Genomic DNA, 22,623 nt, shown 5'->3' on the forward strand with positions numbered 1-22,623 from the left:
AGGAAACGGACCATGCACGCAGATCTCCTCTTCACCGGCGGCCCCGTCCTCACCCCCGAAGGCCGCACCGCGACCGCCGTCGCCGTCACCGGCGACCGCATCACGGCCGTAGGGCGGGAGGAGGTGCACGATCTCACCGGACCGCGGACCGAGGTGGTGGACCTCGCCGGGCGGCTGCTGCTGCCCGGCTTCCAGGACGCGCACGTGCATCCGGTGCCGGCGGGGCTGGAGCTCACCCAGTGCGACCTGACCGGGACGAAGACGGCCGACGAGACGCTGGCCGCGGTGCGCGCCTACGCCGACGCGCACCCCGAGCGGGAGTGGATCAGTGGCGGCGGCTGGTCGATGGAGGCCTTCGAGGGCGGCACGCCGACGAAGGAGCTGCTGGACGCCGTCGTCCCCGACCGGCCGGTCTATCTGCCCAACCGCGACCATCACGGCGCCTGGGTCAACAGCCGTGCCCTCGCGCTCGCCGGCATCACGCGCGACACGCCCGACCCGGCCGACGGGCGGATCGACCGGGACGCCTCCGGTGAGCCGAGCGGGACCTTGCAGGAGGGGGCGATGCAGCTCGTGGGCCGGCTCACCCCGCCGGCCACACCCGCCGACCGGCTGGCGGCGCTGCTGCACGCCCAGCGGCATCTGCACGCGCTCGGCATCACGGCCTGGCAGGACGCGCTGGTCGGGGAGTTCCTCGGCATGGACGACCCGTCCGAGGCGTATCTGGCCGCAGCGCGGGACGGCTCGCTGACCGCCCGCGTCGTCGGGGCGCTGTGGTGGGACCGCGAGCGCGGCGCCGAGCAGATTCCCGAACTGGTCGAGCGGCGGGCCGCGTTGAGCCAGGGCCGGTTCCGCGCGACCAGCGTCAAGCTGATGCTGGACGGCGTCGCCGAGACCGGCACGGCCGCCCTGCTGGACCCCTACCTCGACAAGTGCGGCTGCGCCACCGCCAACCGGGGCACCGCCTTCATCGACGCCGGGCAACTGCCCAAGTACGTGACCGAGTTGGACGCGCTCGGCTTCCAGTGCCACTTCCACGCCCTGGGCGACCGGGCCGTACGCGACGCGCTGGACGCGATCGAGGCCGCGCGCGCCGTGAACGGGCCGAGCGACACGCGGCCCCACCTGGCCCATCTCCAGGTCGTGCAGCCCACCGACGTGCCGCGCTTCGCCCGGCTCGGTGCCACCGCGAACATCCAGCCGCTGTGGGCCGCGCACGAACCGCAGATGGACGAGCTGACCATTCCCTTCCTGGGGCCCGAACGGGCCGCGTGGCAGTACCCGTTCGGCGCGTTGCTGCGCTCCGGCGCCCGGCTCGCCGCCGGCAGCGACTGGCCCGTGAGCAGCCCGGATCCGCTCCAGGGGATCCATGTGGCGGTCAACCGTGTGGCACCGGACGGCGGCGACACGCCGGTATTCCTGCCCGCTGAACGCATGGGACTCGCCGAGGCGTTGACCGCCTACACGGCGGGCTCGGCGTATGTGAACCACCTCGACGACTCGGGCGAGGTGCGCGCCGGGGCGCTCGCGGATCTCGTGGTCCTGGACCGCGATCCGTTCGAGGGGCCGACGGAGGCGATCACGGAGACGCGTGTATCTCTCACTTACGTCGGGGGCGCGCGAGTATACGCAGCTCAAGAGGCATGAGCAGTAACGCAGATCACGGTCCGGTTACGGTGTAGATCATTTACGCTCTGGGCAGCTTGATACCGCTTCTCGGATCAACTTTCGGCCACCGAAGCCCAGTTCGAGTACGCGGAGGCCGTCTCGATGGCCGTCTGTTTCGCAGGGCCGGGGGGACCCTGCGGTTCGTCTCCCGAAAGGAAGTACATGCCTCAGGACGGCACGTTCGGCCTCCCCTTCGACACCCCCGTCAGCAGACGTCTGGTTCTCCCTGGCCTTCCTCTTCGACGACCAGTTCGACGCCAAGCAGCCGGACAGCACAGCCGAGGTGACACGTGAGCTCATCGTCGCCCCGCTGCGCCCGGCGGGCAGCAGCCTCGAAGGGCAGGTGGGCGACCCGCTCCACCCTCGGCCGTCAACGCGGCAGTCGTGCCCCTCGCGGTCGTTCGCAGCAGGAGCCTGTGCCGTCGGCGTGAGTCCGGCCGCCCGGCGAGGCCGTTGCCGAAGTAACGAAGATTCCCGGACACGGCCGGCCCACCACAACGGTCGATCGATTCCGTTGTCATGACCACAGCTAGATGGGAAACCGGTGTGAAATCTCGAATCGCAGGTGCTGTTCCGACAGCGACGGCCAACAGCTTGATCCCGGCGCAGCCAGGCGCCCAGCTCCAGCCCGCGGAGGCGGGGAACGCCCTGGCCCGCCTCCTGGTGAAACGCATCAAGGGGAGCACGGAGCAACACCGAAGGAGCCAGAACGCCGCTCGACAGCGACTGGACGCACTCGGCTCCCCCCACTCCGGCACCACACTGCATGTGGAGGGAGCCCTCCATCTGGCGCAGCCCGGGTTCCTCCCGCCCGACGAGGAGGGCCACGCCAGGTTGAGGCACCTCGACACCAGCCTGCGCGTGATCGAAGCAGCCTTCCCCCAAGTCAGCACCGATATCGAGCTCTGCCGACTGACCTGCATGATGCTGGAAGGGGCTTGGCGGAGCCGGGCACTCACCCCGCCACGCGAGGAGGAGCGGACAACTGCCTGCGCCTGCCCTCTGTGCCGTCGAATACCCACACCCCCCGCACGCACGCTGGGTGACTACGGTTGGCGGCAGAGCGCCGGTCGTCCCCTCACCGTCAAGACCTGGCCGTACCGCCGGGAACTCGACAGCGTCCTGACCGGTGGATGGTCCTGGACCCGGCAGATGAACGACCTCGAACGAGACATAGGCCACCGCCACCGCTTCGAGGACGACATCCTCGTCTTCCACGAGTACAAACGCGTGATCGACACCATCGACACCACGCGCCTCACCCAACACGTCGAAGGCCGCTTGGCCGAGAATTTCAGCACCAACAGCGCCCGCGCCCTGGTCAGCGGACTCTTCGCGGCCCACAAGCGATCCGTCGACGAGTACTGGCTCCAGCAGCACGCCTCGGGCAGCGTCACGCTCCCCCAGTCCAACCCGCTCAGCCAGAGCACCTACTCGATCCTGCAGATGCTGGACTGCCTGTTCTGGCACGTCGCACCCGACACCGAACTCTGGCAGGAAGAAAACCTCGCCTCCCTGCTGCTGTGCCGCGTCATCGACGACATGACCGACGTACGAGCCGACGCCCTCACCGGCGAGATCAGCAACTTCTGGCTCGCCGAAATGCCCACCCACACCAAGGCCCTCTACGCAGCCTGCGCCATAGCCATCGTCAAGTACGGCTGCATGCCCGAGGCGCACGACCCGATGTGGAACACGTGGCTGATGACCACCACCGTCGTCTGGATGGGGCTCACGGGCCGCCACGCCCTGTGGTTCGACGGCATCACCCAGGGCCTCCCCCCGGCCGAGGGGTGCCCGCTGTGCGACCTGCAGCCCAACGCATGCAGCGGCATCCTCACCCACGGCACCACCCTCACCATCGCCCCGCGGCCCACCGCACCGGCACTGAGCACCCGGACCGCCGAGCTGTCCGCACGCTGCCGAGCCCAATACCCCGAGACCTGGCCCCTCTTCGACGCCGAGCTCCATGCCTTCGAAGCACTGCACGGCCCCTGGTACGGCAACATCGACAGCGCATGGGAGATCCTGCGCCGCACCTACATCGCCGCTGTGGAGGCATCCAGAGCCGCACCGTCCCCGGCCCGCGCTCGTGAAGTCCAACAAGACTCCGGCGTAGTCGGATCCGAGCAGTTTCACACCCTGCACGACCCTCAGACCGGGAGGGAGGACACCGCGCTGCTCGCCTACATGTTCGCCGGCGCCCACCCGCATTTCCTCTGGAACGCCACGGGATACCGTCCCACGGGCGTCGAAGGCGACTGGCTCGACGGCTGACGCAGCCGGTCCTGCTGCGGCCGGCCCACGAGGGGGAAACCCGAACGGGCCGGATCGCACCTGTTCAAACCGCTCCGACGGACCATCGAATCGATCCACCACGGTGCCCACGGCCGAATTCCCCGGACACGGCTCGGTGCACGACCCGCTGAGCGTGTGAGCCACCGCCTGCACCCCCGCACGGCACTGCCCGGCCGGAACCCGGCCGGGCAGCGGTCCCCTCGCGTGGCCTAGACGGCGAACTCGACCGGCAGACTGTCCAGCCGGGACTCCCACGTGGAGGCGGTCGAGCCGAGGTCCTCCGGCGGTACGGCCAGGCGCAGGCCCGTCAGCCGGTGCAGCAGGACGTCAACGCCGACCTCGATGATGGACTGGCCGATGCTCTGCCCGGGGCACTCGTGCGGACCGGCGCTGAAGGCCAGGTGCGACTGGTTGCCCTGGACCGCCACGCCCTCGTCGGGCCGGATCTCCGGGTCGACGTTGCCCGGGGCGAGGCCGAGGAGGAGCAGGTCGCCCTCCTCGATGTCGTGCCCGCCGAGCTCCAGCTCGCTGGTGGCGAACCGCCCAGGCAGGACAGCCAGCGGCGGGGTGTTCCACATGACCTCCTCCACCACGGCGGACACGTTCAGCTGACCGCTGATCAGCCCGGACAGCCGCGCCGTGTCCGTCAGGACCAGCTGCAGCACCCGGGCCAGCAGGTTGCTGGTCGTGGTGTGGGCGGCGATCAGTACCAGGCGCAGATGGCTGACGACCTCGTCCTCGTCCAGCGCCGCCGGGTGCTCCAGCAGGGCGGTGGTGAAGTCCGAGCCCGGTTCGGACCGCTTGCGCTGGGCGAGTTCGCCCAGGATCTGCATGATGCGGTCGTTGTGCACGAGCGCGCCCTCGCCGCCCTTGAAGACCTGGGCGCACGACTCGATCAGGCGTAGCCCGTCCGCCTGGGGAAGGCCCAGGATCCGGGTGAGCACGAGCATCGGCAGCAGCTCGGCGTAGTCGGCCACCAGGTCGGCGCGCCCGGCCTCGGCGAACACGTCGATCTGCTTGTTCGCGAAGTACGTGGCGTGCCGCCGGATGCCGCGGCTCGAGGCGGCCAGCAGCCCGTCGGTCACCGCGCCGCGCAGCCTGCGGTGCGGCTCTCCGTCCTGGGAGACGCAGTCGGGCCGCCAGCCCAGCATCGGCACCAGCGGCGAGGTCTCCGCTATCCGGCCCTCCCGCCAGTCCCGCCAGATGCGGGCGTCCCGGCTGAACTGACGAGGGTTGTCCAGCACCCGCCGGTTGTCGCGGTAGCCGAGCACCAGCCAGGCGGGAACGTCACCCTCCAGCAGCACCGGTGCGACGGAACCGTGCTCCTTGCGCAGCCGCTCGTAGATGGCCTGCGGGTCGGTGGCCGCGTCCGGGCCGTACAGCCGCGTGAGTTCTGCCCCGCCGTGCGCGACGGGGCACCCACGGGGCGCGTCGGGACCGTTTAAAGTCTGCTCGTTCATCGGGGCTCCAGTGCGACGGAGGAGCGATCCTTCAAGTGACGTATCAGCGCGACGAGCACGTCACGGCTGGAGGCCCGGTCGCGGGCGTCGCAGGCCACGACCGGGATGTGCTCGGGGATGTCCAGGGCGTCCCGGATCTCCTCGACCGGATAGGCCCTGGAGTCGGGGAAGACGTTCAGCGCGACGACGAACGGGACGTTCTGCCGCTCCATCTCCTCGATGGCCCGGAAGCTGGAGGCGAGCCGGCGGGTGTCCACCAGGACGACCGCGCCGAGCGCGCCCTTGAACAGGCCGTTCCACAGGAACCAGAACCGCTCCTGGCCGGGCGTGCCGAACAGGTACAGCATCAGGGTGTCGTTGAGGCTGATCTTGCCGAAGTCCAGGCTGACGGTGGTCTCCGTCTTGTCGGCGACGCCGATGAGGTGGTCGACGTCGGCACTGGCCTGGGTGAGGGTCTCCTCGGTGGTGAGCGGCTTGATGTCGCTCACCGAGCGGACCATGGTGGTCTTCCCCGTGCCGAAGCCACCGGCGATCATCACCTTCACCGAGCGGGTGCCCCCGCCACCCGGCCCGCCGGAATGGTCAAAGCCTTTGAAGTCCACTGAGTACCTCCTCAAGGAGCGCGAGGTCGGGCCCGCGACCGGCGTTGTGCGCCGGGATGGGGTCACGGGCTTCGACGTGGCCTGCCTCCAGCAGATCCGTCAGCAGCACCGCGAGAATGTTGAAGGGCAGTCCGAGGTGGGCGCCGAGTTCGGCCGCCGACAGCGGATCGCGGCAGCGCCGGAGGATCTCCTCGTGCTCGTGCTGCAAGCCCGAAGCGGGCGCGGTGCGGGAGACGATGAGGGTCGCCACGTCGAGACTCGACGCCGAACCGCCCGGTCCGCTACGCCCCTTGGTGAGGACGTAGTAGCGCTCGAGACCGGACGGGTTCATGGGCCGGCGGGGAGCACTCATCCAGAGTGCTCCTCCAGGCGCGGAGTGGTGCCGAGCAACTCACCCATCCTGCGCGCCAGGTCCCTCATCTGATGGCCGAGCAGGCCCTGGTCGAGGCCCTCCCGGGCGAGGACGCCGAGATAGGTCTCCACCCCGGCCCGTACGACGAAGAGGTGACCGCCGTCGACCTCGATCATCGCCAGCCTGAGCTGCCCCGCGTACTTGGGGAACTGCTCGGCGACCGGCTGGGCCAGCGCCTGCAGTCCGGCCACCACGGCCGCGAAGCGGTCCACGTCGTCGGGGTCCTCGGCACCGTAGGAGGTGATGGCCTTGCCGTCGCTGGAGGCCACGAGGGCGAAGTTGATCTCCTGGATGCTCTCCACCAGATCGCGGAGCGCCCAGCTCACGTCGGTTCCCTGTTGCGTCATGGGACTAGTCGCTCTCTTCGGTGCGGTGCTGCTCGGTGGACTCGCGGCCGTGGGCGGTCGCGCCTCCCTCGCCGGGCTCGCGGCCTGCGGTGGCGAAGGCGGCCAGGCCGGCGAAGGACGCGTCGGGCGGAACGGCCACGACGGTGGCCGTGTCCTCGCTCCGCTCCGGGCGCTCGGCCGGCTCGTGGCGTGCCGCCTCGTGCCGTTTGCTGCGGCGCCGGGGCAGGCCGCCGGGCGTGGTGTCCACGGCGTCGGCCGTGTCGGCCGGGGCCGCTTCCGCGACGTGCTGATCGTGGGCCGGGGCGACCGCGGTGGCCGGTGCCGCCGGGGCGGGTGCCGCCTGGGTGGTGGAGGCGGCCGCGGGCAGCGGGCTGAAGTACTTGTGCGGGACCACGACCACCACCGAGGTACCGAGCCACGGCGAGTCCGCGAAGGTGACGCGGATGCCGTAGCGGCGGGCGAGGATGCCGACGACGCGCAGACCGATGTTCGCGTCCTCCGAGATGCCACCCAGGCCCGCGCCGGGCGCGGTGCCGGTGAGGGCGTACTCGGCCTCGCGCTTCTTCTCCTCGCTCAGGCCCTTGCCGGAGTCCTGGATCTCGATGCCGACGCCGTTCGGGACCTCCTTGCCGGAGACGATCACCGGCTCGGTGGGCGGCGAGTAGCGGGCCGCGTTGTCCAGCAGGTGGGCGAAGATCAGCGTGAGGTGGTCCACGAGGCCGCCGTCCACGCCGAGTTCGGGCAGATGGCGTACGTCGATCCGGTGAAAGTCCTTGATCCGGCCGATGCCGCCGCGGACCACGCTCAGCAGACGCTGCGGTTCCTGCCACTGCCGGCCGGGCCGGTCCGAGCCACCGAGCACGCTGATGCTGGCGGCGAGACAGTCGGCGGGGCCGATCGCCTGGTCGAGCTCCATCAGCCCCTGGGCGACGGCCGGCAGCCGGCCGTGCTCACCCTGCATCTCGTGCAGTCGGCCGCGCAGCTTGCTGGTCAGGACGTGGATGCGGTTGCCGATGCTGATCACGGCCTGCTCGGCGGAGGTCGAGCGGTTGAACTCCTCCTCGACGCCGATCAGGGAGGTCCGCAGGACCCTGCGCAGGTGGGCCTGCAACTCGGCGTTGACCTTGGCGCACTGGTTGACGCTCGGCAGAACGTCGTCGATGGCGTCGCCCTCGCGCAGTTGGCGCAGCGCCTCGGGGAGCTGCTCGTCGGCGAGCCGGGCGACGGCGGCCAGCTGGTGGGCCAGCTGTTCCTGCCAGACCTCGGCCTGGTCGGCGAGCTGGGCTTCGTAGGACTGGGCCTGGGCGGCCATCCGCTCCTCGTAGGAGGCGCTGTCCTCGGCGAGTCGTTCCTCGTACGCCCGGACCTGCTCGGCCAGTTGGGCCTCATAGGCACCGGACTGTTCGGCGAGGCGGCTCTCCAGGGCGGCGCGGTCGGCGCTGAACTTCCGCTCCAGACCTGCCACATGCTGCTGCCACTGCTGCGAGTGCTCGGCCTGCGAGGTGCGGAACTCGCCCTCGGACCTGGTCAACTGCGCCCGGGTACGCAGCAGGAGGCGTACACACACGGCGCTGGCCGCGGTCGCCGCGACACCCGCGACGCCGGCGGTTATTCGGTCGGAGCTCATGAACGTGGCGGCAACCGTCCCACCTCCTAAAGCCAGCGGCATGAGCCACCAGCTGTACCAGGCGACAGGGGGCCGCGCCGCCGGCGGCGGAGTGGCGAGTTCCATCAGCATCCTTCGAGGCAACGATCGATCAAGGGGGGTGTGCAAAGCGATCGCACTCATGAGTACGCACCACGAGACGACCGATCAGGACCGAATCCCGACCGAGTCAACTCGCAGCGCCGAACGGGAGCTTATCGGGTTTGAACACCAAAGGATCAACCGCACGGGTTGACGGAAGTGAGGGTTCCGTCACTGTCCGCCAAGGGAACGTACGTCGACAAATGCCCTTACTGACCTGCACAGTCGGAGAAACCGACGCGGTCGGAGGACCCCTCGGGCATGGGTACGTCGCCGCCGTACGCGGCGTTCAGCCTGCGGGGGTCGAGACGCTGTCCGCAGCCTGGAACGTGCGCCGGTACGCCTGCGGTGAGACGCCGATCGCGGCGTGCAGGTGCTGGCGCAGGGAGGCGCCCGTGGCGAAGCCGACCCGGCCGGCGATCTGGTCGACCGGCAGATCGCTGGACTCCAGCAGATGCCGGGCCCGGCCGACGCGCTGCTGGATGAGCCAGCGGCCGGGGCTGAGGCCGACCTCGTCGTTGAAGCGGCGCGCGAAGGTACGCAGGCTCATGCGGGCGTGGGCGGCGAGGTCGGTCAGGGTGAGGGGCTCGTCCAGGCGCTCCAGGGCCCAGGCGCGGGTGGCGGCGGTGCTCGCGGCTCCGCTCTCCGGCACCGGCTGCTCGATGTACTGGGCCTGGCCGCCGTCCCGGAAGGGGGGCACGACGCAGCGTCGGGCCACCGTGTTGGCCAGCTCGCCGCCGTGGTCGGTGCGGACGATGTGCAGGCAGACGTCGACGCCTGAGGCGGCGCCGGCCGACGTGAGGATCCGTCCGTCGTGGACGAAGAGGACGTCCGGGTCCAGGTCGACGTGCGGGTAGCGGCGCCGGAACAGATCGGTCACCTGCCAGTGCGTGGTGGCCTTCCGGCCGTCGAGGAGGCTCGCCGCGGCGAGGACGAAAGCGGCGGTGCAGATGGACACGATGCGGGCGTCCGGGCGGATCCGCGCGAGTGCGTCGGCGACCTCGGAGGGCAGCTCCGTGGGGATGTACGGGACGGCCACGGAGGCGACCACCACGGTGTCGGCCGTGGCGAGGATCTCCGGGCCGTGCTGGACGCCGATCGTGAAGTCCGCGTTGCTGCGCACCGGGCGGCCGTCGACGCTGCAGGTCAGCACCTCGTACCGGCCGTCGGCCGCGCCGAAGATCCGGCTGGGGATGCCCAGCTCGAAGGGGTAGACACCGTCGAGGGCCAGCACCACGACCCGTTCCACCGGTCGCCCGCCCTGTCGTTGACCTTGTCTCTCACCTTGTCGCTCACCACGCATGGCACGATTCTATCGAAGGTTGGCAATCGTGCCATTTTCCTGTCCGGCGTCGCCGGGCAGGCTGGTTCACCATGAGCACTGTGAACACGATGCGAGCCATCAGCCAGGACGTCCTCGGCGGTCCCGAGGTCCTCAAGGAAGTGGAGCTGGAGCGCCCGACCCCGCGCCCCAACGAGGTACTGGTCCGCGTCCGCGCCGCCGGCGTCAACCCGACCGACTGGAAGCACCGCGCGACCGGCGGTTTCCTGGGCGAGCCGCCCTTCGTCCTGGGCTGGGACGTCTCCGGCGTGGTCGAGGCGGTCGGTATCGGCGTGGCCCGGTTCCAGCCCGGCGACGAGGTCTTCGGGATGCTGTCCTACCCCTTCGGCCACGGCTCGCACGCCGAGTACGTCACCGCGCCGGCCCGCGTCTTCACCCACAAGCCGGCCTCGATCGATCATGTGCAGGCGGGCGCGCTGCCGCTGGTCTCCCTCACCGCCTGGCAGGCCCTGGTCGAGTACGCGGACGTGCAGCCGGGCCATCGGGTGCTGATCCACGCCGCCGCCGGCGGGGTGGGGCACGTGGCCGTGCAGATCGCCAAGGCACGGGGCGCGTATGTGATCGGGACGGCGAGCGCGGGCAAGCACGACTTCCTGCGGGGCATCGGCGTGGACGAGGCGATCGACTACCGGGAGACCGACTTCGCCGAGGCCGTGAAGGACGTGGACGTCGTCCTGGACACGCTCGGCGGCGACACCTCGACGCGTTCGCTGCGCGTGCTGCGCCCCGGCGGGCTCGTCGTGTCGATCCTGCCGGTCGGTTCGGGCGAGTTCCACGAGGAGGCCGAGCGGCTGGGCGTCCGGTCGCTGCGGATGCTCGTCGACGCCTCGCACAGCGGTATGAAGGCGATCGCGGCGCTGGCGGAGGCGGGGAAGCTGCGCGCCACGATCGCCGGTACCTTCCCGTTGGCCGATGCCGCCGAGGCACACGCGCTCGGCGACACCGGCCGGACCACGGGGAAGCTGGTCCTGACGGTCGACTGAGTCAGAACGTCAGCACGGGCTTGATCGCCTTGCCCGCGCCCATGTCCCGTACCGCCTGGTCGATGTCCGCGAACGGATAGGTGCTGATCAGGCGGTCCAGCGGGAGCCGCCCCTCCTTCACCAGCCGGACCAGGGCGGGGATGAACGTCTGGGTCTCGGCGTCGCCGAGGGTGAGGCCGACGACCTGCTTGCCGCCGAGCAGCCCGTTGACGTCCAGGGCGACCTCGGTGCCGAACGGCGGGGCGCCCACGACGACCAGGGTGCCGCGGGCGGCGAGCGCGTCGACGCCCTGGCGCAGGACGCCGACGTTGCCCGTGGTCTCGACGACGCCGTCGGCGCCCTGGCCTCCGGTGATCCCGGCGAGCGCCTCACCGAGGTCGGCCTCGGCGGCGTTGACGGTGTGGGTGGCGCCCAACTCCTTTGCCAGTGACAGGCGTTCGCCGACCCGGTCGACGGCGACGATGTTGGTGGCGGGGGTGAGGGCGGCGGCCATGACCGCGGAGAGGCCGACGGCTCCGGCGCCGAGGACGACGACCGTGCTGCCGGTGACCGGCTTCAGTACGTTCCAGACAGCGCCGACGCCTGTCTGTACCCCGCAGCCCAGCGGGGCGATCGACTCCAGCGGGACGTCGGGGTCGACCTTGACGAGGCTGCGCTCGTCCACGAGCGCCCGCTCGGCGAAGGAGGACTGCCCGAAGAAGTGACCGCCGAGGGCCTCGCCGCCCCGGCTGATCGTGCCGGTGCCGTCGGCGCGGCGCCCGCCGATGAGGTTCAGCGGCAGCCAGGTCGCGCAGTACGCGGGGTGTCCGCCCAGGCAGTTGCGGCAGTCGCCGCACGAGGTGAAGGACAGCACGACGTGGTCGCCCGGCGCGATGCCGGTCACGGCCGAGCCGACGGCCTCCACGACACCCGCGCCTTCGTGGCCGAGGACGCCGGGGAGGGGGAAGGGCAGTCCGCCGCTCGCCACGCCGAGGTCCGTGTGACACAGGCCGGTCGCGACCATGCGGACGACGGCCTCGTGCGGTCCGGGCTCGTCGAGCTCGACGTCGGAGAGGGTGAAGGGTGCTCCGCCGGACTCGACGACGGCGGCACGGGTGGGGATGGTCATGGAACGGGTCTCCTTGGCGGTGCGCTCAGTCGAGCGAGACGACGACGGACTTGGTGGTGGTGTAGGCGTCGAGCGCCTCGGGGCCGTACTCCCGGCCGAACCCGGAGTCCTTGACGCCACCGAAGGGGACCGCGGGGTCGAGCATCGCCCAGTCGTTGACCCAGACGATCCCGGCCGCCAGCCGGTCGGCAACGCGGTGCGCGCGGGCCAGGTTGCCCGTCTGGACACCCGAAGCCAGGCCGTACGGCGTGGAGTTGGCGAGCTCGATCGCCTCGTCCTCGGAGTCGAAGGGCTGGACGGTGAGGACCGGGCCGAAGATCTCCTCCTGGATCACCCGGGAGTCGTTCGGCAGGTCGGCGATCACGGTCGGCTTGTAGTAGTAGCCGCCGTCGAGGTCGAGCCGCTCACCGCCGCAAACGATGCGGCCGCCCTCCTTGCGGGCCAGGTCGACGTACTCCTCGACCTTGCGCAGGTGCCGCTCCCCCGCCATCGGGCCGACGACGGTCTCGGGCTTGCGCGGGTCGCCGAGCGGCACGCCGGGTACGGCGTCGGCGAGGATACCGAGCAGCGTGCCGTAGACCTGGCGCGCGACCAGCAGCCGCGGTCCGCCCATGCAGAACTGCCCGGTGTTGAAGACGAACCCCTTGATGATCGCGCCGACGGCCTTCTCCAGGTCGGCGTCCTCGAAGACGAGGTGGGCCGCGTTGCCGCCGAGCTCCATGGTGACGGGCTTGAGCGACTCACCGGCGATGCCCGCGACCTTCCGGCCGACCGTGGTCGAGCCGGTGAAGGCGACCTTGTCGACACCGGAGTTCCGCAGCAGCGCCTCGCCGGCCGCGGGTCCGCCGGTGACGACGTTGACCACGCCGTCCGGGACACCGGCCCGCTTGAACAGCTCGGCCATGTACAGGGCGCTGAGCGGGGTCTCCTCGGCGGGCTTGTGCACCACCGTGTTGCCCGCCGCCAGCGCCGGGGCGATCTTCGAACCGGCCAGAATGAGCGGGAAGTTGTACGGCGTGATCGCCGCGACCACGCCGAGCGGCCGGCGCCGGACGTAGGCGAGGGCGTTCATGGGTGTGTCCCGGACGGAGCCGTCCAGGGCGTGCGCGAGGGCGGCGAAGTGCTCGTAGTCGTTGGCCGCGTTGGTGACATCCACGGCGTGGGCGAGCGTGATCGGCTTGCCGACGTCGCGGCTCTCCAACTCGGCGATGGTGTCGGCGTTCTCCCGGATGAGCGCGGCGACCCGGTGCAGCACCCGGCCGCGCTCACGGCCGCTCAGCCCGGACCAGGCACCGTCGTCGAAGGCGTCCCGCGCGGCGCGCACCGCCGCGTCCACGTCGGCGGCACCCGCGTCCGCGACGGTCGTGACGACCGCACCCCGCGAGGGGTCGACCACCTCGGTGCGCGCTCCGTCGGCGGCCTCGCGCCACTGGCCCCCGATGAACAACCGACCGGGTTCGATCTCGAAGGTGGTCATCACCACTCCTCAGCCTCATCGCCAAGATTTCAACCAACAGGAATCCTGTGTGTTCCGCAGTCTCATTACAGACAGGTTTCCTGTCAATGCTCTAGGCTGAACTCATGCTCGACACCCAGGCAACCAAGGCACCTCCGTCGCTTCTCTACATGGTGAAGCAGGTGGAGCTGGTCGTGCGCTCCCACCTGGACGAGCTGGTCAAGCCGTCCGGGATCACCGCGCTGCAGTACACCGCGCTCACCGTGCTGCAGCGACACGACGGGCTGTCGGCCGCCCAGCTGGCACGCGACTCGTTCGTCACCGCGCAGTCGATCGCCGACCTGGTGCGCAGCCTGGAGACCCGCGGCCTCGTCCGCCGGGAGCGCAACCCGCGCAATCGCCGGGAGCTGCTGATCCTGCTGACCGACGAAGGCCGCGAACTGCTCGCGCGGCACGAGGGATCCGTACGGGAGCTGGAGGAGCGGATGGCGCGAGACCTCACGCCCCATCAGACCGAGCAGTTCCGCCAGGCACTCTCCAAGGCTTGGCACGCGCTGTCGTAGCCGCGCCCCACACGTCGTCCCTCACGTCTGGCGAAACCTCTGCTGCAATTCGAAGACATATGTCAATCGAACATGCTCAGATTCGCTCGATCGAGGGTAACTTGCAGTGCGGGGACTGGATTTGAGCAGCCGCCGTAAGTGAGCAGGTTGGAGGCGATGTCGTCGTGCAGCAGGTTCCTGCGCCGTTCAGCCGGCATCTGCGTGTCCACCGGCACCAGGACCACACGGTGCTGGAGTTCCTCGGTGAGATCGACATCGCGGCGGCAGTGGAGATAGCCCCGTACCTGGACCGGGTGACGACGCACCCCGACGCCCGGATCGTGATCGACCTCAGGAGCGTCGAGTTCTTCGACTGCTCCGGGCTGCGTCTGCTGTACCGGGCCCGCAGCCGGGTGCTCGACCACGGCGGGCAGCTGCACCTGGTCTGCACCCACCCGCTCACCCTGCGCGTCCTGAGGATCACCGGTCTGTCCCGGCTGCTCCCTCCGCATCCGACGCCGGACGCGGCCCTGGGCCAGCCCGAGGCCACGTCCGGCACGTTATGAGGGCACCCAGTGAGAGCACCTACTTCACGATCTTGGTGACCTGACCGGCCCCCACCGTCCGGCCGCCCTCACGGATGGCGAATTTCAGCCCTTCTTCCATGGCGATGGGCTGGATCAGCTGGACATGCATGCCGGTGTTGTCGCCCGGCATGACCATCTCGGTGCCCTTGGGCAGCGTGACCACGCCCGTCACGTCCGTCGTACGGAAGTAGAACTGCGGGCGGTAGTTCTGGAAGAAGGGCGTGTGCCGGCCGCCCTCGTCCTTCGACAGGATGTACGCCTGCGCCTCGAACTCCGTGTGCGGGGTGACCGAGCCGGGCTTGATGACGACCTGCCCACGCTCGACGTCCTCCCGCTTCACGCCCCGCAGCAGCAGCCCGACGTTCTCCCCCGCCCGGCCCTCGTCGAGGAGTTTGCGGAACATCTCGATGCCGGTGACCGTGGTCTTCGTCTTCTGGTCGTGGATGCCGATGATCTCGACCTCGCTGTGTACGAGCAGCTTGCCGCGCTCGATCCGTCCGGTGACGACCGTGCCGCGCCCGGTGATCGTGAAGACGTCCTCGATCGGCATCAGGAACGGCCTGTCGACATCGCGCTCCGGCTCCGGAACGGCCGTGTCGACGGCGTCCAGCAGATCGAGCACCGACTGTGCCCACTCCGGGTCTCCCTCCAGGGCCTTGAGCGCGGAGACCTTGACCACCGGGACGTCGTCGCCCGGGAACTCGTACTCCGTGAGCAGCTCGCGCACCTCCAGCTCCACGAGCTCCAGGATCTCCTCGTCGTCGACCATGTCGGTCTTGTTGAGCGCCACGACGATGTACGGCACGCCCACCTGGCGCGCCAGCAGCACGTGCTCCTTGGTCTGCGGCATCGGCCCGTCCGTGGCGGCGACGACCAGGATCGCGCCGTCCATCTGGGCCGCGCCGGTGATCATGTTCTTGATGTAGTCCGCGTGCCCCGGGCAGTCGACGTGCGCGTAGTGCCGGCGCTCCGTCTGGTACTCGACGTGCGCGATCGAGATCGTGATGCCGCGCTGCCGCTCCTCGGGCGCCTTGTCGATCTGGTCGAACGGCGTGAACGGGTTCAGGTCGGGATACCGGTCGTGCAGCACCTTCGTGATGGCCGCGGTGAGCGTGGTCTTCCCGTGGTCGATGTGCCCGATGGTCCCGATGTTCACGTGCGGCTTGGTCCGTTCGAACTTCGCCTTCGCCATGGCGAGCCCTCCTGAGCATCCGGGTGATGCCGAGCGCCGAGCATCCGGGTGATGCCGGGCGTTGCTCCGCTCCCTCCTGTCTATTCGGTTCCCGGCGCGTCGAACAGGGCGCTCACGGACTCCCCGTTGTGAATGCGGCGCACGGCCTCGGCGAGCGCCGGGGCGATGGACAGGATCCGCAGCTTCTCGGTGCGCTCCTCCGCCGGGACCGGCACCGTGTTGGTGCACACGATCTCCAGTACGTCGGGCTGCTCGCCGATCCGCTTCAGCGCCCCGGACGCGAACAGACCGTGCGTACAGGCGACCCGGATCGACCGCGGCCCCAACTCCCGAAGCCGATCGAGGAGTTCGAGGACGGTGCTCCCCTTGGCGATCTCGTCGTCCAGGATGATGACGTCCCGCCCGGTCACCTCACCGATGACGGTGTTGATGCTGACCCGGTCGTCGGCGAACCGCTGCTTGGCACCGGCGGCCACCTGGGCGCCGATCAGCCGGGCGAACGCGGCGGCCTCCTTGGCGTTGCCGAGGTCCGGCGAGACGACGGTCGTACGCGAGAGGTCGTACTGCCGGAAGTGCGCGGCGAGCTCCCGCAGCGCGTGCAGGTGGTCGACCGGCACCGTGAAGAAGCCGTGCACCTGAGGCGAGTGGAGGGTCATCGCGAGGACGCGGCTCGCGCCGGCCGCCACCATCAGGTCGGCGACGAGCCGGCCGCCGAGGGAGATGCGGGGTGCGTCCTTCTTGTCGGAGCGGGCGTAGGAGTAGTGCGGCATGACGACGGTGATCCGGCGGGCGGACGCCCCGCGCGCGGCGTCGCACATCAGGAGCAGCTCGACGAGGTGTTCCTGGACCGGGCGGACCAGCGGCTGGATCAGGAAGACGTCCCGTTCCCGGCAGTTCGCCTGGAGCTGCACCTCCAGGCAGTCGTTGGCGAACCGGCTGACCCGGCTGGGACTGAGCGGTACCCCCAGATGAGCGCAGACCTCCGCCGCCAGTTCGGGGTGGGCACTACCGCTGAACACGGCGATCTCGCGCACGCTCGACTCCTCGCATGATCGTTTCTGCTGGCGGGCTCATGCTACGGGGCCCCGAAAATCAGTTGCCGCCCACCTGCGGGGCCGCGCCATGATGACGGCGTCCGTGTCCCCTCACGTCAGGACCCCTCGCATGCGCCGACTCCTCGAAATCACCCAGTGCCCCCACCGGCCCACGGTCTTCGAGGACTCGACCACCCATGCACACCCCGAACATCCCGACCGTCCTGAACATCGGCATCCTGGCGCACGTCGACGCCGGTAAGACCAGCCTCACCGAGCGGCTCCTGTTCGACCACGGAGCCATCGACCGGCTCGGCAGCGTCGACGGCGGCGACACCCGCACGGACGACGGCGAGATCGAGCGGCAGCGCGGCATCACCGTCCGCTCCGCCGTCGCCGCGTTCACCGTCGGCGACACCCACGTCAACCTCATCGACACCCCGGGACACTCCGACTTCATCGCCGAGGTCGAGCGTGCCCTGGAGGTCCTCGACGGCGCGGTGCTGCTGCTCTCCGCCGTGGAAGGCGTACAGGCACAGACACGGGTGCTGATGCGCACGCTGCGGCGTCTGCGGCTGCCCACGGTCGTCTTCGTCAACAAGATCGACCGGGCGGGCGCCCGCTCCGACGACCTGCTCACCGACATCCGCCGCAGACTGACACCGTACGTCGCACCCCTGAACGGTGTGACGGGACTCGGCACCGCCGACGCCCGCGTGCGGCCGAACTCGCTGGACGACCCTCTGGTCCGTGCCGCCGTGGCCGAGGCGCTGGCCGAGGTCGACCCCGACATCCTGGCGGCGGTCGTCGACGGCCCCGAACCCACCGCGGACGACGTGCGCAGGTCCCTCGCCGCCCGAACGGCCGACGGCTCCTTCCACCCGGTCCTCTTCGGCTCGGCCCTCGGCGGCCAGGGCGTACCGGAGCTGACCGAGGGCATCGCCCGGCTCATCCCCCCGGCACCGGCGTCCGGGGGCGGCACGCCGCGCGGCACGGTGTTCGCCGTTCGGCCCGGACCCGGCGGTGAGCGCACGGCGTATCTGCGCCTGTACGACGGTGAGGTGGCGCGGCGTCAACGGCTGACGTTCCTGCGCCGTGAGCCCGACGGCCGTACCACCGAGGTCCCCGGCCGGGCGACGCACCTCGACGTGATCGGCGGAGCCGAACCCCTCACCGCCGGGAACATCGCCGCGCTGACCGGCGTCCCGGGCATCCGTGTCGGCGACCGGCTCGGCGAACTCAGCGACCGCGCGCCGCAGTTCGCGCCACCGACGCTGGAGACTCTGGTCCGGGCCCGCCACCCCGAGCAGGCGGCGCACCTGCGCACGGCCCTGCTGACCCTGGCCGACCAGGACCCGCTGATCCACGCCCGCCCCACGTCCACCGGCGCCACCGCGCTCCTCCTCTACGGCGAGGTCCAGATGGAGGTGCTCGCGGCGACCCTCAGGCAGGACTTCGGTGTGGAGGCCGACTTCGAGCCGGGCCGGGTGCGGTACCTGGAGCGCCCGCGCGGCATCGGCGAGGCCTGCTTCGAGATGCCGTGGCACGACCACACCAAGTACTGGGCGACGATCGGGCTGCGCGTCGAACCGGGACCGCGCGACTCGGGCGGGGCGTTCTCGTACGAGACGGAACTCGGCGCCCTCCCCCGGGCCTTCCACCAGGCCATCGAGGACACGGTCCACGCGACGATGCGGACAGGACTGTCGGGCGCGCCGGTGACCGACTACCGAGTGACACTGATCCGGTCCGGCTACTGCGCGCCGATCAGCACGGCCGCGGACTTCCGGGGGCTCACCCCGATCGTGCTGCACCGTGCGCTGGAGGGGGCGCGGACGCGGTTGTACGAGCCGTACCACGCGTTCGAAGCGGAGGTCCCGCTCGACGCCCTGTCCCCCGTGACGGCCCAACTCGCCTCGTGTGGCGCTGAATTCACCGGCACGACGGGCGGGTCGACTTCATGGCTGATCACCGGCGAGCTGCCGGCCCGGCGGGTACGGGAGGTCGAGCTGCGACTGCCGGGGCTCACGCGCGGCGAGGGGGTGTGGTGGTCTCGGGTGTCGGGGGATCGGGAGCTGAGGGGGCACTGACGGAGCCGCTCCTCGCCGGCGCCGCCGCGCCTCACCACGACACGGGCAACCGGAGTGGGCTCCGCGTCATCTGGCCCTCCCGCCACTCGATCGTCTCGGGGGTGAACTCGGCGCGCAGGTGAGGGAAGCGGGCGGCGAGGCGGTGGAGGGCGAGTTCCAGTTCCAGGCGGGCGAGCCAGGCGCCCAGGCAGTGGTGGGGGCCGGCGCCGAAGGCGATGCCGGGCGAGGTCAGGGGGGCGAAGAGGTCGGGCTCGCCGGGTGGGAAGACGTCGGGGTCGCGGCCGGCGGAGTTGGTCTGGACGGCGACCACGCTGCCCGCCGGGATCGTCACTCCACCGACCTCGGTGTCCTCGACGGCGCGGCGGATCAGGCCGGGCAGGACGCGGCCCTCGCTGAGCGGGATCGTGCGCAGCAGTTGCTCGGCCGCGGTGGTCGCCGCGTCCCCGTCCTCGGCGAGCCCCTTCCAGGCGGCGTGCCCGTCGGTGAGGAGGTAGACGACGGCGTTGCCGAGGGCCGTCATGGTGGTCTCGTGTCCGGCGACGACCAGTCCGCAGACCAGGGTGACCAGCCGGCGCTCTTCGATCCCGAGGTCGTCGCCCGCCTCGACCAGCCCGCTCACCAGGTCGTCGCCGGGTGACCTCCGTCGCTCGGCGACGAGTTCACCGGCGAACTCCCCGAACTCCCGCATGGCCAGGCCGACCTCCTCGGCCGTGTGGGCGCCGCCGGACAGGGCGTGGTCGGCCCAGTGCCGGATGCGCTCGCGGTCCACGTGCTCCAGCCCCATCAGACGGCAGATCACCGAGACGGGCAGGGGACGTGTGTACGCCTCGACGATGTCGGCCGGCCGGTCCTGTGCGGCGAGGTCGTCGAGGAGCGCTTCGACCACCGAGGCCACCCAGGGCCGCCAGCGGGCGACGGCCCGGGGCGTGAACGCCCGCTGCACCGTGCCGCGCAGCCGCTGGTGGGCGGCGCCGTCCTGGTTGAGGAGCCCGTCGGGGGCGTCCAGCAGGTTCGGTACGACCAGCAGGGGCGGGGCGTCCGGGGCGTGCAGCGAACTCCTGTTGAAACGGGGGTCCATGAGCACCTGTCGCGCCTCGCTGTACCGGGTCACGATCCACACCGGGGTGCCCGTGGCGAGGGTGCCGAGCCGGGGCGGTCCGGGCTCGGGAAGGCTGATGCGGTGCATGGGGCGAAGCGGCCGGGACGTGCTGTCTGCGCTCATCCGGGTCTCCAGAAGCGCCGGTACGGACAGTCCCTCACGCTAGTGCGCCGCCCCTGCTCCAGTCAGGGGCGGCAATCGGCCAACGGACAGGTCTGGCAAGGGATTTGGGGGTACTTCGTTGAATAGGGAAGGAGGAACGTCGACATGACGACCCCCATCAAGCGCGTCAACAAGAGCATGCCCGGCTGGGCGAAGGCGGTGAGCGCCCTCGTCCTGGTGCTCGTCGTCTTCTTCGCCGGGATCCGGCTGAGCGTGATCCCCGGCCTCAAGGACCTGTTCGGCACCGAGACCAACGACCGCTCCGGTCCGGCGCTGCTGCAGTCCATCCAGGACATGAGCCGCTACGACGCCGCCACCGGCAACTTCCAGATCGTCGTCGATCTGGAGAAGGACGCCAAGTTCCTGCCCGACGCGATTCGCGGCACCCGCACGCTGTACGTCGGCGCGGGCACCGTGGACGCCTATGTCGACCTCGGAAAGGTCGGCGAGGACGACGTGACGGTCAACGACGACCGTACGTCCGCCACGCTCCGCCTCCCGCACGCCGCCCTCGGCAAACCGTCCCTCGACCCCGACCGCTCCTACGCCGTCTCCAAGGAGCGCGGTCTCCTCGACCGCCTGGGTGATCTCTTCTCGGACAACCCGAACAGCGAACAGGCCGTGCAGAAGCTGGCGGTGCGCCACATCGGCGACGCGGCCAAGCAGAGCGGACTGACGGCCCGCGCCGAGTCCAACACCACCGAGATGCTCGAAGGCCTGCTGCACTCCCTCGGCTTCAAGGAGGTGAAGGTCACGTACGGGGCCTGATCCCGTTACTCCCGCTACGGCAGCGGCGGCGCGGTGGGCATCCTGGCGCGGAACCGGGGTAATCCCTTTCCACAAAAGGAAGTTGAAGACTGGAGGAGATCGCATGGCTCGTGGAATTCCACGTTCGCGTGCCGCGTTACGCCCCGGCACTTCCAAGACCACAGGCGCCGCCAAGTCGGCACGGGGCGCAAAGCCCGCGGACGACACCAAGAAGTCCGAGCGCCGCGCCAAGCCCCAGCGCGGCGGCAAGCCCGGGCGTCGTACCAAGTCCGGGCGTGGGACCAAGCCGCAGCCCACCGCCAAAGCCCAGCGCACCCCGCGATCCGAGCTGCACCCCCTACGCTTCCTGGCCCGCCTCCTGGCGATGCTGTGCGCCTTCGCGCTCATGGTCGCCTTCGCCGTCGTACTGGCGAAGCTCACCCTGCAGCCGTCGCCCGCGTCGGAGGCCCTGACCCATACCAACCTGCACCCGGGCCGTTCCCTGCGGGCCTATCTGGACCAGCCCGAACTGCGTGACGCCGTCCGGCAGATCGGCGGGAATCTGCTGCTCGGCGTCCCGTTCGGAATCCTGGTCCCCGTCGTGGCACCACGGACGCGTGGTGTCCTGCGAGTGTTGCTGCTGACGGCGACCGTCATGCTTCTGGTCGAGTTCGCGCAGGGTGCGCTGGTGACGGGGCGCGCCTTCGACATCGACGACGTCATCCTCAACACCACCGGAGCGCTGATCGGCTACCTGCTGCTGGGGCGGCGACTGAGCCGGACGGTGCATGCCAAGGAGCAGCGTTCCTAGCGCGGAACCAACTGGACGATGGCCACCGTTCCGACCACCACGATGAGGGCACGCAGCACAGCCGGGCGCAACCGGCGGCCCGTCGTCGCTCCGAGATGGCCGCCGAGCGCGGACCCGACCGCGAGGAGGGCGACGGCCGTCCAGTCGAAGTCGGCGACGACGAGGAAGAGCAGCGCGGCGACGGAGTTGACCACGGCGACGAGCACGTTCTTGACGGCGGTGAGGCGTTGCAGGTCGTCGTCGAGGAGCATGCCCATCAAGGCGACGTAGATGATGCCCTGGGCTGCCGAGAAGTAGCCGCCGTAGACGCTGGCCAGGGTCAGTCCGGCGAGCAGCACGGGGCCGCCGTCGGGGCGTGCGGACCTTCCCTTCCGCGCGCGGCGGGCGCGCAGCCTCCTGCTGATCAGCGGCTGGAGGACGACGAGCACGAGGGCGAGCCCCACCAGGGCCGGCACGATCCGTTCGAACGCCGAGGCGGGCAGGGCCAGCAGCAGCGCGGCACCGGTGAGTCCGCCGAGCAGGGCGCCGGCTCCCCACTTCAGGATGCGCCGGCGCTGACCGCTCAGTTCCCGGCGGTACCCGATGGCGCCGCTGATCGAGCCGGGGATCAGGCCGAGCGCGTTGGAGACCGTGGCGGTGACGGGCGGCAGGCCGGTCGCCAGCAGGACCGGGAACGTGATGAGCGTCCCCGAGCCGACGACGGCGTTGACCGCCCCGGCGGCGATGCCCGCGCCCAGGACGGCGAGCAGCTCACCGATGTGTGCGGCGTTCATGGAGGGCAGCCTAGAAACCGAACACTTCGGCGGCGGACGAACCATGCCGGACTGCGCGAGGGGCCCGGTCTTCGAGAGGGCAGGCGCAGGCCCCCGCACCCGCACCCGCACCCGCACCCGCACCCGCACCCGCACCCGCACCCGCACCCGCACCCGGTCCGGT

General features: G+C 70.5%; 20 protein-coding genes. 8 read left to right on the plus strand and 12 right to left on the minus strand.

Features of this window, described 5'->3' with window-relative positions:
- Nucleotides 1–12 precede the first annotated feature (12 nt).
- Both ABD932_RS36025 and ABD932_RS36030 read left to right on the plus strand, forming a co-directional pair.
- Nucleotides 13–1,647, plus strand: a complete 1,635-nt coding sequence (locus ABD932_RS36025) for an amidohydrolase (RefSeq protein ID WP_345019522.1) — start codon at nt 13–15, stop codon at nt 1,645–1,647.
- A 615-nt stretch (nt 1,648–2,262) separates the two neighbouring features.
- Nucleotides 2,263–3,945, plus strand: a complete 1,683-nt coding sequence (locus ABD932_RS36030) for a hypothetical protein (protein ID WP_345019524.1) — start codon at nt 2,263–2,265, stop codon at nt 3,943–3,945.
- Nucleotides 3,946–4,175: 230 nt separating this feature from the next.
- Here ABD932_RS36030 and ABD932_RS36035 read toward each other — a convergent pair whose 3' ends face one another.
- The 6 genes from ABD932_RS36035 to ABD932_RS36060 all read right to left on the minus strand — a co-directional run bounded on the left by ABD932_RS36035 (nt 4,176) and on the right by ABD932_RS36060 (nt 9,837).
- Complete coding sequence (locus ABD932_RS36035; protein ID WP_345019526.1) at nt 4,176–5,426, minus strand: cytochrome P450; 1,251 nt, start codon at nt 5,424–5,426, stop codon at nt 4,176–4,178.
- Entirely contained in the window at nt 5,423–6,028 is a 606-nt protein-coding gene (locus ABD932_RS36040; protein ID WP_345019528.1) for a GTP-binding protein, read from the minus strand. The genes ABD932_RS36035 and ABD932_RS36040 overlap by 4 nt, the downstream gene beginning before the upstream one ends.
- Nucleotides 6,009–6,380: a DUF742 domain-containing protein gene (locus tag ABD932_RS36045; RefSeq protein ID WP_345019530.1), complete on the minus strand. Its 372-nt coding sequence runs from the start codon at nt 6,378–6,380 to the stop codon at nt 6,009–6,011. Before ABD932_RS36045 ends, ABD932_RS36040 begins: the two co-directional genes overlap by 20 nt.
- Entirely contained in the window at nt 6,377–6,787 is a 411-nt protein-coding gene (locus ABD932_RS36050) for a roadblock/LC7 domain-containing protein (protein ID WP_031485587.1), read from the minus strand. The genes ABD932_RS36045 and ABD932_RS36050 overlap by 4 nt, the downstream gene beginning before the upstream one ends.
- A 4-nt stretch (nt 6,788–6,791) precedes the next feature.
- The gene (locus ABD932_RS36055) at nt 6,792–8,519 is read right to left on the minus strand and encodes an ATP-binding protein (RefSeq protein WP_345019532.1); all 1,728 of its coding nucleotides are present in this window, start codon (nt 8,517–8,519) and stop codon (nt 6,792–6,794) included.
- A gap of 304 nt (nt 8,520–8,823) precedes the next feature.
- Nucleotides 8,824–9,837: a GlxA family transcriptional regulator gene (locus tag ABD932_RS36060; RefSeq protein ID WP_425587572.1), complete on the minus strand. Its 1,014-nt coding sequence runs from the start codon at nt 9,835–9,837 to the stop codon at nt 8,824–8,826.
- 71 nt (nt 9,838–9,908) lie between these two features.
- Between ABD932_RS36060 and ABD932_RS36065 the strand changes: the two genes are divergently transcribed.
- On the plus strand, nt 9,909–10,859 hold the full coding sequence (locus tag ABD932_RS36065) for an NADP-dependent oxidoreductase (RefSeq protein WP_345019536.1): 951 nt from the start codon (nt 9,909–9,911) through the stop codon (nt 10,857–10,859).
- Between the two features lies 1 nt (nt 10,860).
- Here the strand turns inward: ABD932_RS36065 and ABD932_RS36070 are convergent, their stop codons facing one another.
- Nucleotides 10,861–11,967 (minus strand): NAD(P)-dependent alcohol dehydrogenase, encoded by a 1,107-nt coding sequence (locus ABD932_RS36070; RefSeq protein WP_345019538.1) that lies wholly within the window; start codon nt 11,965–11,967, stop codon nt 10,861–10,863.
- Between the two features lie 25 nt (nt 11,968–11,992).
- Nucleotides 11,993–13,444, minus strand: a complete 1,452-nt coding sequence (locus ABD932_RS36075; RefSeq protein WP_345019540.1) for an aldehyde dehydrogenase family protein — start codon at nt 13,442–13,444, stop codon at nt 11,993–11,995.
- A gap of 104 nt (nt 13,445–13,548) precedes the next feature.
- Between ABD932_RS36075 and ABD932_RS36080 the strand changes: the two genes are divergently transcribed.
- Complete coding sequence (locus ABD932_RS36080) at nt 13,549–13,986, plus strand: MarR family winged helix-turn-helix transcriptional regulator (protein ID WP_345019542.1); 438 nt, start codon at nt 13,549–13,551, stop codon at nt 13,984–13,986.
- Nucleotides 13,987–14,150: 164 nt separating this feature from the next.
- Nucleotides 14,151–14,531, plus strand: a complete 381-nt coding sequence (locus ABD932_RS36085) for an anti-sigma factor antagonist (RefSeq protein WP_345019544.1) — start codon at nt 14,151–14,153, stop codon at nt 14,529–14,531.
- A gap of 19 nt (nt 14,532–14,550) precedes the next feature.
- On the opposite strand, the gene tuf is transcribed toward ABD932_RS36085, so the two are convergent.
- Nucleotides 14,551–15,744: an elongation factor Tu gene (gene tuf, locus ABD932_RS36090; protein WP_345019546.1), complete on the minus strand. Its 1,194-nt coding sequence runs from the start codon at nt 15,742–15,744 to the stop codon at nt 14,551–14,553.
- Between the two features lie 80 nt (nt 15,745–15,824).
- Nucleotides 15,825–16,778, minus strand: coding sequence for a ribose-phosphate diphosphokinase (locus ABD932_RS36095; protein ID WP_345019548.1), 954 nt, complete (start codon nt 16,776–16,778; stop codon nt 15,825–15,827).
- 197 nt (nt 16,779–16,975) lie between these two features.
- Here ABD932_RS36095 and otr(A) point away from each other — a divergent pair, with 197 nt between their 5' ends.
- Nucleotides 16,976–18,868 (plus strand): tetracycline resistance ribosomal protection protein Otr(A), encoded by a 1,893-nt coding sequence (otr(A), locus tag ABD932_RS36100; protein WP_345019551.1) that lies wholly within the window; start codon nt 16,976–16,978, stop codon nt 18,866–18,868.
- A gap of 31 nt (nt 18,869–18,899) precedes the next feature.
- On the opposite strand, the gene ABD932_RS36105 is transcribed toward otr(A), so the two are convergent.
- Entirely contained in the window at nt 18,900–20,090 is a 1,191-nt protein-coding gene (locus ABD932_RS36105; RefSeq protein WP_345019553.1) for a cytochrome P450, read from the minus strand.
- Between the two features lie 144 nt (nt 20,091–20,234).
- On the opposite strand from ABD932_RS36105, the gene ABD932_RS36110 reads away from it, so the two are divergent.
- Together ABD932_RS36110 and ABD932_RS36115 are read left to right on the plus strand one after the other, a co-directional pair.
- Entirely contained in the window at nt 20,235–20,897 is a 663-nt protein-coding gene (locus tag ABD932_RS36110) for a DUF4230 domain-containing protein (RefSeq protein ID WP_345019555.1), read from the plus strand.
- A 103-nt stretch (nt 20,898–21,000) separates the two neighbouring features.
- Nucleotides 21,001–21,687, plus strand: a complete 687-nt coding sequence (locus ABD932_RS36115) for a VanZ family protein (RefSeq protein WP_345019557.1) — start codon at nt 21,001–21,003, stop codon at nt 21,685–21,687.
- On the opposite strand, the gene ABD932_RS36120 is transcribed toward ABD932_RS36115, so the two are convergent.
- Nucleotides 21,684–22,460: a sulfite exporter TauE/SafE family protein gene (locus ABD932_RS36120; protein WP_345019559.1), complete on the minus strand. Its 777-nt coding sequence runs from the start codon at nt 22,458–22,460 to the stop codon at nt 21,684–21,686. The two genes, ABD932_RS36115 and ABD932_RS36120, sit on opposite strands and share 4 nt — an antisense overlap.
- Between the last annotated feature and the right edge of the window lie 163 nt (nt 22,461–22,623).

The organism is Streptomyces shaanxiensis, from assembly GCF_039537145.1.
In the GTDB taxonomy this organism is placed as follows: domain Bacteria; phylum Actinomycetota; class Actinomycetes; order Streptomycetales; family Streptomycetaceae; genus Streptomyces; species Streptomyces shaanxiensis.

Coding starts and splice junctions, on each gene's coding strand:
- ABD932_RS36070 (WP_345019538.1), bottom strand. CDS start 11,967: ATGACCATCCCCACCCGTGCCGCCGTCGTCGAGTCCGGCGGAGCACCC.
- ABD932_RS36120 (WP_345019559.1), bottom strand. CDS start 22,460: ATGAACGCCGCACACATCGGTGAGCTGCTCGCCGTCCTGGGCGCGGGC.
- ABD932_RS36060 (WP_425587572.1), bottom strand. CDS start 9,837: ATGCGTGGTGAGCGACAAGGTGAGAGACAAGGTCAACGACAGGGCGGG.
- ABD932_RS36055 (WP_345019532.1), bottom strand. CDS start 8,519: ATGGAACTCGCCACTCCGCCGCCGGCGGCGCGGCCCCCTGTCGCCTGG.
- ABD932_RS36025 (WP_345019522.1), top strand. CDS start 13: ATGCACGCAGATCTCCTCTTCACCGGCGGCCCCGTCCTCACCCCCGAA.
- ABD932_RS36105 (WP_345019553.1), bottom strand. CDS start 20,090: ATGAGCGCAGACAGCACGTCCCGGCCGCTTCGCCCCATGCACCGCATC.
- ABD932_RS36045 (WP_345019530.1), bottom strand. CDS start 6,380: ATGAGTGCTCCCCGCCGGCCCATGAACCCGTCCGGTCTCGAGCGCTAC.
- ABD932_RS36035 (WP_345019526.1), bottom strand. CDS start 5,426: ATGAACGAGCAGACTTTAAACGGTCCCGACGCGCCCCGTGGGTGCCCC.
- tuf (WP_345019546.1), bottom strand. CDS start 15,744: ATGGCGAAGGCGAAGTTCGAACGGACCAAGCCGCACGTGAACATCGGG.
- ABD932_RS36065 (WP_345019536.1), top strand. CDS start 9,909: ATGAGCACTGTGAACACGATGCGAGCCATCAGCCAGGACGTCCTCGGC.
- ABD932_RS36080 (WP_345019542.1), top strand. CDS start 13,549: ATGCTCGACACCCAGGCAACCAAGGCACCTCCGTCGCTTCTCTACATG.
- ABD932_RS36075 (WP_345019540.1), bottom strand. CDS start 13,444: ATGACCACCTTCGAGATCGAACCCGGTCGGTTGTTCATCGGGGGCCAG.
- ABD932_RS36050 (WP_031485587.1), bottom strand. CDS start 6,787: ATGACGCAACAGGGAACCGACGTGAGCTGGGCGCTCCGCGATCTGGTG.
- ABD932_RS36110 (WP_345019555.1), top strand. CDS start 20,235: ATGACGACCCCCATCAAGCGCGTCAACAAGAGCATGCCCGGCTGGGCG.
- ABD932_RS36115 (WP_345019557.1), top strand. CDS start 21,001: ATGGCTCGTGGAATTCCACGTTCGCGTGCCGCGTTACGCCCCGGCACT.